Annotated in this window: 10 protein-coding genes; 3 read left to right on the top strand and 7 right to left on the bottom strand. The window is 66.4% G+C overall.

Translation table 11 applies throughout. The annotated features are described in order from the left end of the window. The first annotated feature begins 63 nt into the window (after positions 1 to 63). Positions 64 to 474 carry an RNA-binding regulator gene (gene rbp, locus QTH87_RS01235; RefSeq protein WP_286606214.1) on the top strand — a complete coding sequence of 137 codons (411 nt, stop codon included), beginning with the start codon at positions 64 to 66 and terminating at the stop codon, positions 472 to 474. 88 nt (positions 475 to 562) lie between these two features. Here rbp and QTH87_RS01230 read toward each other — a convergent pair whose 3' ends face one another. The 7 genes from QTH87_RS01230 to QTH87_RS01200 form a co-directional block, all read right to left on the bottom strand. Beyond that, positions 563 to 1,732 (bottom strand): ABC transporter substrate-binding protein, encoded by a 1,170-nt coding sequence (locus QTH87_RS01230; RefSeq protein ID WP_444812731.1) that lies wholly within the window; start codon positions 1,730 to 1,732, stop codon positions 563 to 565. 42 nt (positions 1,733 to 1,774) lie between these two features. Next, on the bottom strand, positions 1,775 to 3,667 hold the full coding sequence (locus QTH87_RS01225; RefSeq protein WP_286606213.1) for an AMP-dependent synthetase/ligase: 1,893 nt from the start codon (positions 3,665 to 3,667) through the stop codon (positions 1,775 to 1,777). Further along, positions 3,664 to 4,437 (bottom strand): ABC transporter ATP-binding protein, encoded by a 774-nt coding sequence (locus QTH87_RS01220; RefSeq protein ID WP_286606212.1) that lies wholly within the window; start codon positions 4,435 to 4,437, stop codon positions 3,664 to 3,666. The genes QTH87_RS01225 and QTH87_RS01220 overlap by 4 nt, the downstream gene beginning before the upstream one ends. A gap of 55 nt (positions 4,438 to 4,492) precedes the next feature. Next, positions 4,493 to 5,314, bottom strand: a complete 822-nt coding sequence (locus QTH87_RS01215) for an ABC transporter ATP-binding protein (protein WP_286606211.1) — start codon at positions 5,312 to 5,314, stop codon at positions 4,493 to 4,495. Further along, positions 5,311 to 6,387, bottom strand: coding sequence for a branched-chain amino acid ABC transporter permease (locus tag QTH87_RS01210; RefSeq protein WP_286606210.1), 1,077 nt, complete (start codon positions 6,385 to 6,387; stop codon positions 5,311 to 5,313). The genes QTH87_RS01215 and QTH87_RS01210 overlap by 4 nt, the downstream gene beginning before the upstream one ends. 6 nt (positions 6,388 to 6,393) lie before the next feature. Beyond that, a complete protein-coding gene (locus QTH87_RS01205) occupies positions 6,394 to 7,269 on the bottom strand; it encodes a branched-chain amino acid ABC transporter permease (RefSeq protein WP_286606209.1) in 876 nt (291 codons plus the stop codon). A 95-nt stretch (positions 7,270 to 7,364) separates the two neighbouring features. Beyond that, positions 7,365 to 8,108, bottom strand: coding sequence for a helix-turn-helix domain-containing protein (locus tag QTH87_RS01200; protein WP_286606207.1), 744 nt, complete (start codon positions 8,106 to 8,108; stop codon positions 7,365 to 7,367). A 473-nt stretch (positions 8,109 to 8,581) separates the two neighbouring features. On the opposite strand from QTH87_RS01200, the gene QTH87_RS01195 reads away from it, so the two are divergent. Together QTH87_RS01195 and QTH87_RS01190 are read left to right on the top strand one after the other, a co-directional pair. Then, positions 8,582 to 11,446, top strand: coding sequence for a type VI secretion system Vgr family protein (locus QTH87_RS01195; RefSeq protein ID WP_286606204.1), 2,865 nt, complete (start codon positions 8,582 to 8,584; stop codon positions 11,444 to 11,446). Continuing rightward, the gene (locus tag QTH87_RS01190) at positions 11,443 to 13,464 is read left to right on the top strand and encodes a phospholipase D-like domain-containing protein (protein WP_286606202.1); all 2,022 of its coding nucleotides are present in this window, start codon (positions 11,443 to 11,445) and stop codon (positions 13,462 to 13,464) included. The genes QTH87_RS01195 and QTH87_RS01190 overlap by 4 nt, the downstream gene beginning before the upstream one ends. The last annotated feature ends 3 nt before the right edge of the window (positions 13,465 to 13,467 follow it).

Raw genomic sequence — 13,467 nt, 5'->3', positions numbered from 1 at the left:
TTTGTTTGTTGTGATTCTGGGACTCCATCGCTTTGTTTTTTTGGTTTGATTAGGAGTCCCTCCATGGGCAAGAAACTCTACGTAGGCAACCTCGCCTACTCCATCCGCGACAACGACCTCGAACAGGCTTTCAGCCAGTACGGTTCGGTCGCGAGCGCCAAGGTCATGATGGAACGCGACAGCGGTCGCTCCAAGGGCTTCGGCTTTGTCGAAATGGGCACCGACGCGGAAGCGCTGGCAGCCATCGAAGGCCTGAACGGCCAGGCCCTCGACGGCCGCAGCCTGACGGTCAATGAAGCCCGTCCGATGGAACCCCGTTCGCCCGGCGGCTTCGGCGGCGGCGGTGGCCGCAGCGGTGGCGGCGGCTACGGTGGTGGCGGCGGTGGCGGCTACGGCGGCGGCGGCGGCGGCGGTGGCCGCAGCGGTGGTGGCGGCGGCTACGGCGGCGGCGGCGGTGGCCGCGGCGGCTACTAAGCCCTCGCGCTCCCTACCTGCTTCGGCATGAAAAAGGCTCCCTCGGGAGCCTTTTTGCATTGTGTCCGGCTCGGCAGGCCCGAGCTACTCACGGCGCCAGGTAGTCCGACACCACCTTCCACTTGCCATCGACGATCTGCGAGAGGCGCGACTGGTCGTTGCCCAGCCGCTTGGTGGCGGTGAAGGTCATCTTGGGGCTGCCGAACATGTCGGGCTCGAAGGTGCTCGCATCCATGGCCTTGATGAAGCTGTCGGTCGTGAGGTTGGGGCCGGCCTTGTTGGCCGCCTGAACGAAGCTCTGGACGATCATGTAGCCGTAGACCGAGAACACGGTCGGGTCCTCGTTGAACTTGGTCTTGTACTTGTTGGCCCAGAAGCGCAGCGGCTGCGACTGCTCGTCGGTGTAGGGGTTCTGCACCGTCATGGTGGCGTAGACGCCGTCCATCGGCTTGCCGCCGAGCTTGTGGATCAGGTCGGTGTAGGCCGCGCTGGAGCCCAGGAAGGTCGGATTGAAGCCGGTCTTGCGCGCCTCGCCGACGGTGCCGATGGTCTCGCGGATGATGGTGCCCAGCACCACGAGATCGCAGTTGGCGGCCTTCATCTTGGCGACCTGCGACGAGAAGTCGGTGGCGCCGCGCTTGAACGAGGTCTTCTCGGCGAGTTCCATGCCCGCCGCCTTGAGGCCGGCCTCGGCGCCGCGCTGCACCTCGAGACCGAACTCGTCGTCCTGGTAGATGGTGCAGACCTTCTTGGCGCCCTTGTCCTTGATCAGCTTGGGCAGCGCCATGCGGATCTGGTCGTAGTAGGTGGCGGCGAACGAATACTTGAGCCGGTTGAGCGGCTCGTACATCTCGCGCGCCGCCGTGATCGGGAAGAAGTTGACGATGTTCTTGTCGAACTGCACCGGCATCGCCGCCATGTTCTGCGCCGTGCCGATGTGGCCCGCCATGATGAAGATCTTTTCCTGGTTGACCAGCTTCTGCGCCGCCAGCACCGCCTTCTTGGGGTCGTAGCCCGAATCCTCGACGAAGAGCTTGAGCTTGCGGCCGTGCACGCTGCCCTGCTCGTTGAATTCGTCCACGCCGAGCTGCATGCCGTTGCGGGCCTGCTTGCCGAAGCCGGCCAGCGGGCCGGACAGATCCTGGATGGTGCCGATGCGGATCTCGTCCTTGCTCACGCCCTGCTGCGCGCCGGCCATGCCGGAGGCCAGTGCGAGACCGGCCGCGGCGGCCAGGGGGATCAGTGTCTGGGTCTTCATACGGATGTCTCCTCTAGGTTGGCGAAAGAAACCGGCCCGGCGTCAGGCGGCATACATGGCGTCGATGCGCTCGGCGTACTTGGTCTGCACCAGCTTGCGCTTGAGCTTCATGGTCGGCGTGAGCTCCTCGTCCTCGGCGCTGAGCTGGGTCTCGAGCAGGAAGAACTTCTTGATCTGCTCGACGCGCGCGAACTTGGCGTTGACCCGGTCGAGCTCGGCCTGGATCAGGTCCTGCACCTCCTGCGTGCGCGTGAGGCTCTGGTAGTTGCTGAACGGCACGTCGTGGTCCTGGGCGAATTTCTCGACGTTCTCCTGGTCGATCATGACGATCACCGTGAGGTAGGGCCGGGCGTCGCCGATCACCACGGCGTCGGTGATGTACGGGCTGAACTTGAGCTCGTTCTCGAGTTCGCTCGGCGTGATGTTCTTGCCACCGGCGGTGATGATGATGTCCTTCATGCGGTCGGTGATGCGGAAAAACCCGTCCTCGTCGACCGTGCCGACATCGCCGGTGTGCAGCCAGCCGTCGGCATCGATGGTCTCGGCGGTCTTCTCGGGCAGGTTCAGGTAGCCCGCGAAGACGTTCGGCCCGCGCACCAGGATCTCGCCCGTGACCGGGTCGACGCGCACCTCGTTGTAGCTGGCGGCCGGCCCGATCGAACCCGGCTTGATGCGTCCGGCCGGGACGCCGGTGGCGGCACCGCAGGTTTCCGTCATGCCCCAGACCTCGAGCATCGGCACGCCGAGCGCGAGGTACCACTTGACCAGCTCGGGCGAGATCGGCGCCGCGCCGGTCACCAGGAAGCGCGCGCGATGGATGCCGATCAGCTTGCGCACGTTGTCGAGCGCGAGTCGGCGCGCGAGCATGAACTTGAACCTGAGCAGGCCGCCGACCGGCTGGCCGGCCAGCACGCGCTCGGCGATCTCGGTGCCGACGCCGATGCTCCAGGCGTAGGCGGCCTGCTGCAGGCCGCTCGCTTCCTTGAGCGCGATCATCACGCCCGAATAGAACTTCTCCCACACGCGCGGCACCGCGGTGAAGATGGTTGGCGCGATCTCGCGCACGTTCTCGGGCACGGTCTCGGGGTTCTCGACGAAATTGAGGATCGATCCCGTGTACATCGCGAAATACTCGCCGCCCATGCGCTCGGCGATGTGGCAAAGCGGCAGGAAGCACATGCGCTCGTCGCGCTCGTCCTGCGCCACCAGCGTGTTGTAGCCGCGCGCGGAATAGACCAGGCCGCGGTGGGTGTGCATCGCGCCCTTGGGCCTGCCGGTGGTGCCCGAGGTGTAGACCAGGATCGCGAGGTCCTGGGGCCTGCAGCCCGCGATGCGCGCCTCGAGCGCCTGCGGATGCGCGGCCAGGTGATCGCGGCCGAGCGCGCGCAACGCGTCGAGGCTGATCACGTCGGGGTCGCGCAGGTCGCGCAGGCCCTCCATGTCGAAGACCACGATCTTTCGCAGCAGCGGCAGGCCGGCGCGCACCTCCAATGCCTTGTCGAGCTGCTCGTCGTCCTCGACGAACAGCACCGTGGTGCGCGAATCCTCGCTCAGGTAGTGCACCTGCGAGGCAGCGTCGGTCGGGTAGATGCCGTTGGCGACGCCGCCGCAGCTGAGCACCGCGAGGTCGCACAGCACCCACTCGATGACGGTGTTCGAGAGGATCGAGGCGCACTCGTGCGGCGCGAAGCCGATCGCCATCAGTCCGCCCGCGATCTCGGCGACCGCGTCGGCGGTCTGCTTCCAGGTCCAGCTGCGCCAGATGCCGAGCTTCTTCTGCCGCATCCACACGTTTTCGCTGCGCATGCGGGCGGCGTTCCAGAACAGTGCCGGCACGGTCTCGCCTTCGACCACGATCCCGGTGCGGGGCTGCAGCCGATCGAGGTCCCAGAGACCGGCGGGCGGCCTGGTGTGCGGGGGCTTGGCTTGGCTCATCTCCAGTTCTTCTTCTTTTTCCAGCGCCGCTCGCCGCGCACGCCGTCGTCCTTGAGGCCGAGGTAGAACTCCTTGATGTCGTCCTTCTCGCGCAGCCGCTCGCAGGTGTCTTCCATGACGATGCGGCCGTTCTCGAGCACGTAGCCGTAGTCGGAGGCGTTGAGCGCCATGTTGGCGTTCTGCTCGACCAGGAGGATGGTGGTGCCGCGCTCGCGGTTGATGCGCACCACGATCTCGAAGATCTCCTTCGTGAGCTTGGGCGACAGGCCCAGGCTCGGCTCGTCGAGCAGGATCAGCTGCGGCGCCGCCATGATGGCGCGCGAGATGGCCAGCATCTGCTGCTGCCCGCCCGACAGCAGCCCGGCATCCTGCGTGGCGCGCTCGCGCAGGATCGGGAAGTAGTTGAAGACCGTCTCCATGTCGCGTGCCACGCCGTCGCGGTCCTGGCGCGTGTAGGCGCCCATGAGCAGGTTGTCGCGCACCGACAGCAGCGGAAACACCTCGCGCCCCTCGGGCACATGGCTCAGCCCCTGCTGCACGATGCGGGCCGGGTCCTGGGCCGTGATGTTCTGGCCCTTGAACTCGATGCTGCCCTTGCGCGGATCGATGATCCCCGAGATGGTCTTGAGGATGGTGGTCTTGCCCGCGCCGTTGGAACCCAGCACGGTCGCGATCTCGCCCGCGCGCACCTTGAGGCTGACGCCGCGGATCGCCTTGATCGGGCCGTAGGCGCTTTCCACGTTGAGAAGCTGCAGCACGATGTCGCTCATGGGAGAACCTCGCGCAGCAGCGCTTCGGCGTTCGCCTTCGGAGCGGCCATGCGGCTCATGCCGTCCTCCGCAGGCTGCTCACGTCGTCCACGGTGCCCAGATAGGCCTCGATCACCTTCGCATCCGACTGCACCTCCGAAGGCGTGCCCGAAGCCAGCGCCTCGCCCATGTTCATCGCGAGCACGCGGTCCGACACCTTCGACACCAGCGACATGTCGTGCTCGACCATCAGCACCGAGATGCCGAGCTCGTGCTGGATATCCTGGATCCAGAAGGCCATGTCGGCCGTCTCCTCGACATTGAGGCCGGACGACGGCTCATCGAGCAGCAGCAGCTTGGGCTCGGTGCACAGCGCGCGCGCCAGCTCCACCACCTTGCGCACGCCATAGGGCAGGCCGGCCACCATGGAATCGCGGTGATGCTGCAGATCGAGCAGGTCGATCACCTGCTCCACCTTCTCGCGCGCCCGGATCTCGGCGCGCCGGGTGGCGGGCGTGAAGAACACCTCGCTCAGGAAGCTCGTGCTGCGGTGTGTATGGCGGCCGATCAGCAGGTTGTGCAGCACGGTCGCGTGCTCGAACAGCTCGATGTTCTGGAAGGTGCGCGCGATGCCCAGGGCCGCAATCTCGTACGGCGCCTGCTGCGTGAGCGCCAGCGGCGCGCCGCCGTTCTCGCCGTGCCAGAGGATCTGCCCCGCGGTCGGGGTGTAGATGCGGCTGATCAGGTTGAACACCGTGGTCTTGCCCGCGCCGTTGGGCCCGATCAGCGTGAAGACCTCGCCGCGTCGGACGTCGAAGCTCACGTTGTTGACCGCCAGCACGCCGCCGAAGCGCACGCTCAGGTCCCGGGCCGAGAGGAGGATGTCGCCGGTGCTCATCGCAGGCGATCCGATTTGGTGAACGACTTCTGCCGCTTGAACAGCCCGCGCCGGTAGAACGGGAACAACTGCAGCCAGGTGCGCACCTTGACCCAGCGCCCGTACAGACCGAGCGGCTCGAACAGCACGAAGGCGATCAGCACCAGGCCGTAGACCAGGCCCTGCAGCCCGGGCGCCTGGCCGATCGCCTGGGGCAGGAAGTCCTTGGCCGAGGCGATCAGCTGCGGCATCGCGATCAGGAAGATCGCGCCGAGAAAGGCGCCGTGCACGGACCCGAGGCCGCCGATCACCACCAGCAGCAAGAGGTCGATCGACTGCAGGATGCTGAACTGGTCGGGCGAGATGAAGCTCAGCTTGTGCGCATAGAGCGCGCCGCCCAGGCCCGCGAGCGCGGCCGAGATCGCGAACGACAGCGTCTTGTAGCGCGCCAGGTGGATGCCCATGCTCTGGGCCGAGATCTCGGAATCGCGGATGGCGACGAAGGCACGGCCGGTCGGCGAGCGCAGCAGGTTCAGTATCGCGAGCGTGCACAGCACGGCGACCACCAGGCAGACGAGGTAGAAGCTCTCGCTCGAACCGAGGGACCAGCCGAACAGGGTGGGCGACTTCACGTGCAGTCCCGAGTTGCCGCCCGTGACGCTTTCCCAGCGCGCGAACACCTCTTCGACGATGAAGCCGAAGGCCAGCGTCGCGATGCCCAGGTAGATGCCCTTGACCCGCAGCGCCGGCAGGGCCACCACCACGCCGACCGCCGCCGACAGCGCCGCCGAGGCCAGCAGCGCGAGCGGAAACGGCACGCCCAGATTGCCGAGCACGGCCTGCGTGTAGGCACCCGTGCCCAGGAAGGCCGCATGTCCGATCGAGAACTGGCCCGTGAAGCCCGCGAGCAGCATCAGCCCCAGGCCCACGATGCCGTAGATCAGCACGAAGGTGAGCTGCGCCAGCCAGTATTCGGGCACCACCCAGGGTGCCGCCAGCAGCGCCACGCACAGCAGCCCATACCAGAACACGTGGCCGCCATGTCGGGCGAGCGCGATGTCCTGCGCGTAGCTGGTCTTGAAGATGTAGCGCATGCCGGTCTACACCTTCTTCCTGAGCTTCTCGCCGAACAGGCCGTTCGGCTTCACCATCAGCATCACCAGCACCACGATGTACGGCGCCGTGTCCTTGAAGCCGTCGGGCAGGTAGAAGCCCGCGAAGGATTCGACGATGCCGATCACCAGGCCGCCGACGATCGCACCCGGCAGGCTGCCGAAGCCGCCCACCACCGCGGCCGGAAAGGCCTTGAGGCCGATGAAGCCCATGTTCGCGTGCACGAAGGTGATCGGCGCCAGCAGCATGCCCGCGATCGCGGCCACCGCCGCGGCCAGGCCCCACACCAGGCCGTTGAGCCGCTTGACCGGAATGCCCATGTAGTAGGCCGCAAGCTGGTTCTGCGACGAGGCCTGCATCGCGATGCCCAGCTTGCTGTAGCGGAACATCGCGAACAGCAGCCCGCACAGCACCGCGGTGGCCACGATGACCGCCAGCTGCTCGAGGTTGATCACGAGCTCGCCGAGCTTCCAGATCTGGTCCTTGTACGGCACCGGCAGCGTGTGGGTCTCGGTGCCGATGCCCGGGATCATCGTCACCAGGCCACGCGCCACGTAGCCGACGCCGATGGTCAGCATCACGATCGAGAACTGCGGCTGGCCCAGGATCGGCCGGATCACGACCAGTTCGAGCAGCACGCCGAGCGCCACCATCGCGATCACCGCCAGCAGCGCCGCGAGCCAGAACGGCAGCCCGAACAGCGACATGCCCGCGAAGGCGCAGAAGGCGCCGACCATCATGAGCTCGCCCTGCGAAAAGCTCACGGTCTCGGTGGCCTTGTAGATCAGCACGAACCCCAGCGCGATCAGGCCGTAGATGCAGCCTTGTGCGATGCCTGAGAGAAGGAGCTGGAGTATTTGCAAAGGAGCGGCTCGTTCGGGGTTTGCGGTTTATAGCGGTGAGTGGCGACGGCGACGCAGAGGGTTCACCCGCATCTGCTCGCGCGCGCCGGCACGGCTCACTGGTGCAGCGCGAGCCGGCGCGAGCCGGCCAGGATGTCGCTCGGGCGCAGGCCGTAGACCTGCCGGATCGAATGGCTGAAGTGGGTCGAATCGGGGTAGCCGGTGTCGAGCGCGATGTCGGTCAGCGTGGCGCTCTGGCGCACGTGGCGCAGCAGGCTGCGCGCGCGCTTCCAGGCGCGGAAGGCGCGGAAGGTCTGACCGGTCTCCTGCTTGAAGAGGTGCAGGAAGCGCGAGAACGAGAGCCCGACGGCGTGCGCGCAGATCTCCGCCGAGGTGGGCTCGGCGGGGTCGGCGTTGATGCGGTCGACCACCTGCCGGATGCGCGCATCGAGCGGCCGTGCCGCCAGCGCCGCGCCGAACAGCAGCTGGTCGAAGTCGAAGCGCTCGAAGCTCTCGCGGCCCGAAGCCTCTGCGAGGCGCGCATGCGCATCGCGCACGCGCTGCACGAAGGCCGGCGCCTCGACCGGGCCGCAATGCTGCAGGAAGGCCGGGAGCCGAGCCGCATCGACCGACTCGGATTCGACCAGGATGCTGAGGATCTGCGGATGCGCGGATTCGATCCGGTGCGGCACCTGCGGCGGCACCACGATCAGCTCGCCGCTCTGCCAGGCGCCGCCCCCCAGGCGGATGCGCAGCGGCGCACCGTGCTGCGACACGCAGATGCCGTAGCCGCCCATCGTGCGTTCGCTGGCCGCGCCGAGCAGACCGGCATAGAACACGCGCTGCGAGGTGATCCACATGAGGCGCTCATCGCGGTGCGAGCGGTGCTCGTCGCGTGGCGCATGCCGGGGTTGCCCATTGACCAAAGCCGTTTCCTCCGCCGGCGACGGCCGGTCGGGTGCGGCCGGCGTCGCCATCGCCCGATCGTAGCGGCGCAGGCCCGCGCGGCGCGGGGGAGATGCGCGGGGACTTTCCCTTAGTGGGTGTTGACCACCCATCGATGGGGCACCCGACCAAAGATTCGGGCGTCTTCAATTGCATCGAGCGAGAGGGCTCGTCCTGTTCTCCCGCCCGGGTTTGCCCGGGTTTGGGATCGATTTGTCTATCGATTCGCCTCGTCTCGGTGTCCGCTTCTTCTCTGAAATCGGAAGGCGGTCATTGACTTGTATTCATTGACCTAAGCTCCTTCTTGCATTGCGGCGACACCGGATCGCTGCAGCCCCGCCATTGTCACGGCGGTCGATCCATAGAGATATCAGGGAGTAGTCAAATCATGTCGCACACGCTGACCGTCAGCAGCGCAGCCGTGCCCGTGTTCCTCGGCGCGCCCGCGTTGGAGCCCGTGCGCCTGTCGGGCCGCGAGGGCCTCAACCGCCTGTTCGAGTACGAGCTTCTTCTCCAGACCCCCGACACGTTGAACCTTGGCGCCAGCGCAGCCGCCGACTTCAACCTCGACGACTTCATCGGCCGCGAGATCAGCTGCACGATCGCACTCGATGGCTCGGGCCGCTTCATCCCCGGCGTGGTGGGCGCCAGCGTCGACCACATAGGCGCGGGCACACGCGAGATCAACGCCCTCATCGCCGACGCCGCCTGCCTGGGCGAGCAAGGCCGCCACATCCGCTATCGCCTGACCCTGCGCCCTTGGCTGCACCTCGCCACCCTCAGCACCGACTGCAAGATCTTCCAGAACAAGACCGTGGTCGAGATCCTGGACGAACTGCTGGCCGACTACCCCTTCGCGGTCGACAGGCGCCTCGTCGAGACCTACCCGCCGCGCGACTACCAGACCCAGTTCAACGAAAGCGACTTCGCCTTCTTCGAGCGCCTGTGCCAGGAATGGGGCATCAACTACTTCTTCGCGCACGCCGAGGGCAAGCACCGGCTGGTGCTCATCGACAACATGGGCGCGTTTCAGGAGAACCCGAGCGAGGCCTACCGCCAGGTGGCGTACCACACACCCGGCTGGAAGCCCGATGCCGAGTACCTCCACGCCTTCGTGCCCGAGCACCATCTCACCAGCGGCCGCTACGCTACGCGTGACTACGACTACACCCGCCCGCGTGCCGACCTCAGCCAGGGCCGCCAGGACCCGCGCCCCACCGGGCAGGCCGATGGCGAGGTCTACCAGTGGCATGACGGCGGTGCTGGAGGTGCAGGAGGTGCAGGAAGCGCCGGCAGCCACTACGCCCAGCCCCGCGCCGGAAGCGCCGAGGCCAACGACCCGCACGACGAAGGCCGCCTGATCGCGCTGTTGCGCATGCAGGCGCTGCGCACCCACGGCGCGCGCGCCCAGGCCAGCGGCAACCTGCGCGGCATGACTCCGGGCTTCACCTTCGGGCTCAGGAAGCACCCCCGGCAGACCGCCAATGCCGACTATCTGATTCTCGACACCCGCTTCCTGATCGAGAACGTGGGCCAGGACAGCCAGCGCCCGGGCCCGGGCAACGCGCCGGGCCTGCGGCAGCAGTGGCGCGTGGAGGTCGACCTCACGGCCCACCCCGTCACGGAACCCCTTCGACCCGAGCCGACCCGGGCCAAGCCCCACACCCACGGCCCGCAGACCGCGCTGGTGGTCGGCCCCGAGGGCCAGAACCTGTGGACCGACGAACTGGGCCGCATCAAGGTCCAGTTCCCCTGGGACCGCATCGGCGCCCGGAACCAGCACAGCACCTGCTGGCTGCGCGTGTCCTCGCCGTGGGCCGGCAATCAGCTCGGTGGCATCCACATCCCGAGAATCGGCCAGGAAGTCATCGTCGACTTCCTGGGTGGCGATGCGGACCTTCCGATCTGCACCGGCCGGGTTCACAACCAGGTCAACCTGCCGCCGTGGAGTCTGCCGAGCCAGTCGGCGCTCTCGGGCTTCAGAAGCCGGGAGCTGACCAAGGAAGGCGGCAACTCGGCGGCGGGCCGCAGCAACCACCTGGTCCTCGACGACACGGAAGCGAAGATCCAGGCCCAGCTCAAGAGCGACCACCAGCACAGCCAGCTGAGCCTCGGGCACATCACGCGCATCGAGGACAACGCCGGGCGCAAGGACGCGCGCGGCGAAGGCTTTGAGCTGAGGACCGATGGCCACGGCGTCGTGCGCGCCAAGGATGGTTTGCTGATCAGCACCGAAGGCCGGACCCACGCGCGCGGCCACGTCACGGACATGGGGGAGACCGTGCAGCGGCTGACCGCGGCCCGCGACCGGCACGAAGACCTCTCTGAAGCCGCGCTGCAGGCCCGGGCGCACCTGGACGGTGATCAGGACGAAGTGACGCAGGCGCTGAAGGCGCAGAACGATGCCATCGAGGGCGGCGGCACAGGCACAGGCGAAAGTGAAGGCCATTTCCCGGAACTCGGCGAGCCGCACCTGGTGCTGGCCAGCCCGGCGGGCATCGAGAGCACCACCGCTGGCTCCACCCACATCGCCAGCGATGCGCACACGGCCTTCACCAGCGGCGGTCACATCAGTGTCTCGGCGGGCAGGAGCCTGCTGGCGAGCGTGAAGGAGGCCATCCGGATGTTTGCAGTCAGGACGGGCGTCATGCTGAAGGCCGGACGAGGCGACATCGACGTGACCGCGCTCAAGCACAGCGTCAACCTGCTTGCCAAGATGAACATCAGCGTGCAGGGCCAGAAGATCGCCATCACTGCCAAGGACGAGGTCGTCATCAACGGCGGCACCAGCTACACCCGCTGGAGCAGCGAAGGCATTGAACACGGCACGCAGGGGTATTGGGTGGAGCATGCGGCGAGCCATGGATCGCCAGGGCCGGACAACGTACCGGTGCCGCAGTTGCCCGTTGCGGATGTCAAGGACTCGCCAAACATGCTGCTACTGCGTTTGGGCTCCCACACACAGAACGGATATGTGTTCGCGGGCGAGCCGTACGAGCTCTTCAGAAACGGTGCATCCATCGGCCACGGGATCACCGACGAACACGGGCAGATCCTCGTCAAGGACCATCAAGGCGGCACGGCCTCCTATGAGGTTCGGCTTACCAACGGCGCCAGGTTCGACCTTCGTGTCCACGACAGGCTGACGGACTCCGCCGAGCATCGACTTGCCAACAAGGGCTTCCGCGCCAACAAGGGCAGCCGCAGCCGCCACCAAGACTACGGAATCGACGAACGAGGCAACGACGCATGACAGGCCCCATCACCCAGAACCCCAACATCGTCCACATCGATGAACGTCGGCGCACCGCCGACCTGACTGTTCAATGGCGACCGGAACTGAACAGCCAGACACATCCGGTATCCGCCAACAATGCGGTGGACGTGTTCATCTGCGGGCAGAAGGCCTTCGCCGAGATCGCGAAGGACATCGAGGCAGCCGAGGATTCCATCGATCTGGTGTGCTGGGGTTTCGACCCCGGCATGGAGCTCGTGCGGGAGACGAACGACAAAGTCAAGAAGGACGAACAGGGCTGGCCTCGGGGACAGCACTTCGGCAGCCTGCTGGACGCGGCAGCCGGGCGCGGGGTCGCCGTGCGGCTTCTGATCTGGTACGACCGGCTGGGCAGCGCCAAGCAGAACAACATGCCCGGCTACACCGGCGACCAGCGGACAGGCTATTGGATCGACAAGACGACCACCCGTCGCGAGGATATGGCGGCACTGGGCCTGAACAGTCCGCCGCCGGTTCTCGGCAGGCAAGACATGCGCTCTTGCGAGCAGCAGCGGCATGACTACTGCGTCGAATGGTGGCGCCGCGTCATGGCACCGGCCGAGAAAGGCGACATCCGCACCCGCATCGAAGTCAGGCTCCGCGGCGGCAGCAGCAGCGATGAGGTCCGCGAGAGCCTCGGCTGCAAGGGCAACGAGGAAGACCTCCCCAGCTCCGCGGCCGGAAGCGCGGGTGGTTTGGCCACGGAGAAGATGCTGCTGGAACGGTTTCCCACCCACCACCAGAAGACCATCCTCATCGACTACGCATGGAAGGAAGGCGCAAAGGCGGTCGGCTATGTGATGGGCCTGAACTCCGTCACCGACTACTGGGACAGCGAGGATCATGAGTTCGACACCCCGCTGCGCGAAGTCGACTGGGCGCGCAAGACAGCCACCGCCGCGGCACTACCCAAGAGCCGGGATGTCAGCCGCGATCCGTTGCAGGACTACGCCAGCCGCATCCAGGGCCCGGCGTTGCAAGGCGTGCAGCGCAACTTCGTCAAGGCCTGGGTCCGGGCGGGCGGCAGCGTCGGCTCCCGGGACCAGGACGCATTGCCGCCCAAGCTCAAGGCATTCGCCAGTCCCGGTTCGATCATCCAGATCGTGCGCACCCAGCCGCAGGAGGGCTCCGACAAGAGCATCAAGAACGCCTACTGGCAGGCGGCCAGCTTCGCGCGCCAGTACATCTACATCGAGAACCAGTACTTCTACTACGAGAGCTGGGTGCGTCATCTCAAGGAGACACGCGCCCGGTTCATGAAGGGTCTGCAAAAGGCATCCAGGCCGCCCCAGATGCTGCATCTGATTGCCGTCATTCCGTCGCCCGAGGACGACGGAATGATCCCGCGTACCTACGACATGGTCAAAAGCCTGGGCGAGGCCGACAGCATGCCCAACCAGGACAAGGGCATGAAGGCCATTGGCCGGAAGTGGGAGCGCTGGAGCCAGTTGCCCGAGGACAAGCGCCTGGACCCCGACAACGCGCCCGTGTGGAATGCCGTGTACGCCACCGCGCGGCAGGTGGCGGCACCGGTCAAGAACCACATGACCGGCGAACTGGAGGGCCTGGGGCTGAAGGTGCTGATCGCGCGGCTGGTGACGCAGAACAAGGGCAAGCCCATGCCCCGACCGGAGCAGGACTTCCGTCAGATCTACATCCACAGCAAGCTGATGCTGATCGACGACGCCTGCTTCACCCTGGGCAGCGCCAACATGAACGTGCGCAGCATGGCGGTGGACAGCGAACTCAACATGATCACGGACGACCACCTGAAGGCCAAGGACCTGAGGAAGCGGGTTTGGGGGATGCATGCGGGGGGCTACAACAAATCGGCTGGCGGAGAAGGCGGACCAGTTGCGATAAAGAGTGCTTTCGCAGATTGGCAGAAAGTGATGGAGCTGAACAAGAAGATCGTTGACCAGGGTCGAAGCGAATCGATGACTGGCTTCGTCATCCCCTTTGAAGACGAACGCGAGATTTACTTCCGCCACGGATGAATG

It is taken from the genome of Variovorax jilinensis (assembly GCF_030316885.1).
Classification (GTDB): Bacteria; Pseudomonadota; Gammaproteobacteria; order Burkholderiales; family Burkholderiaceae_C; genus Variovorax; species Variovorax jilinensis.
This window is presented reverse-complemented; position numbering and strand designations above follow the sequence as displayed.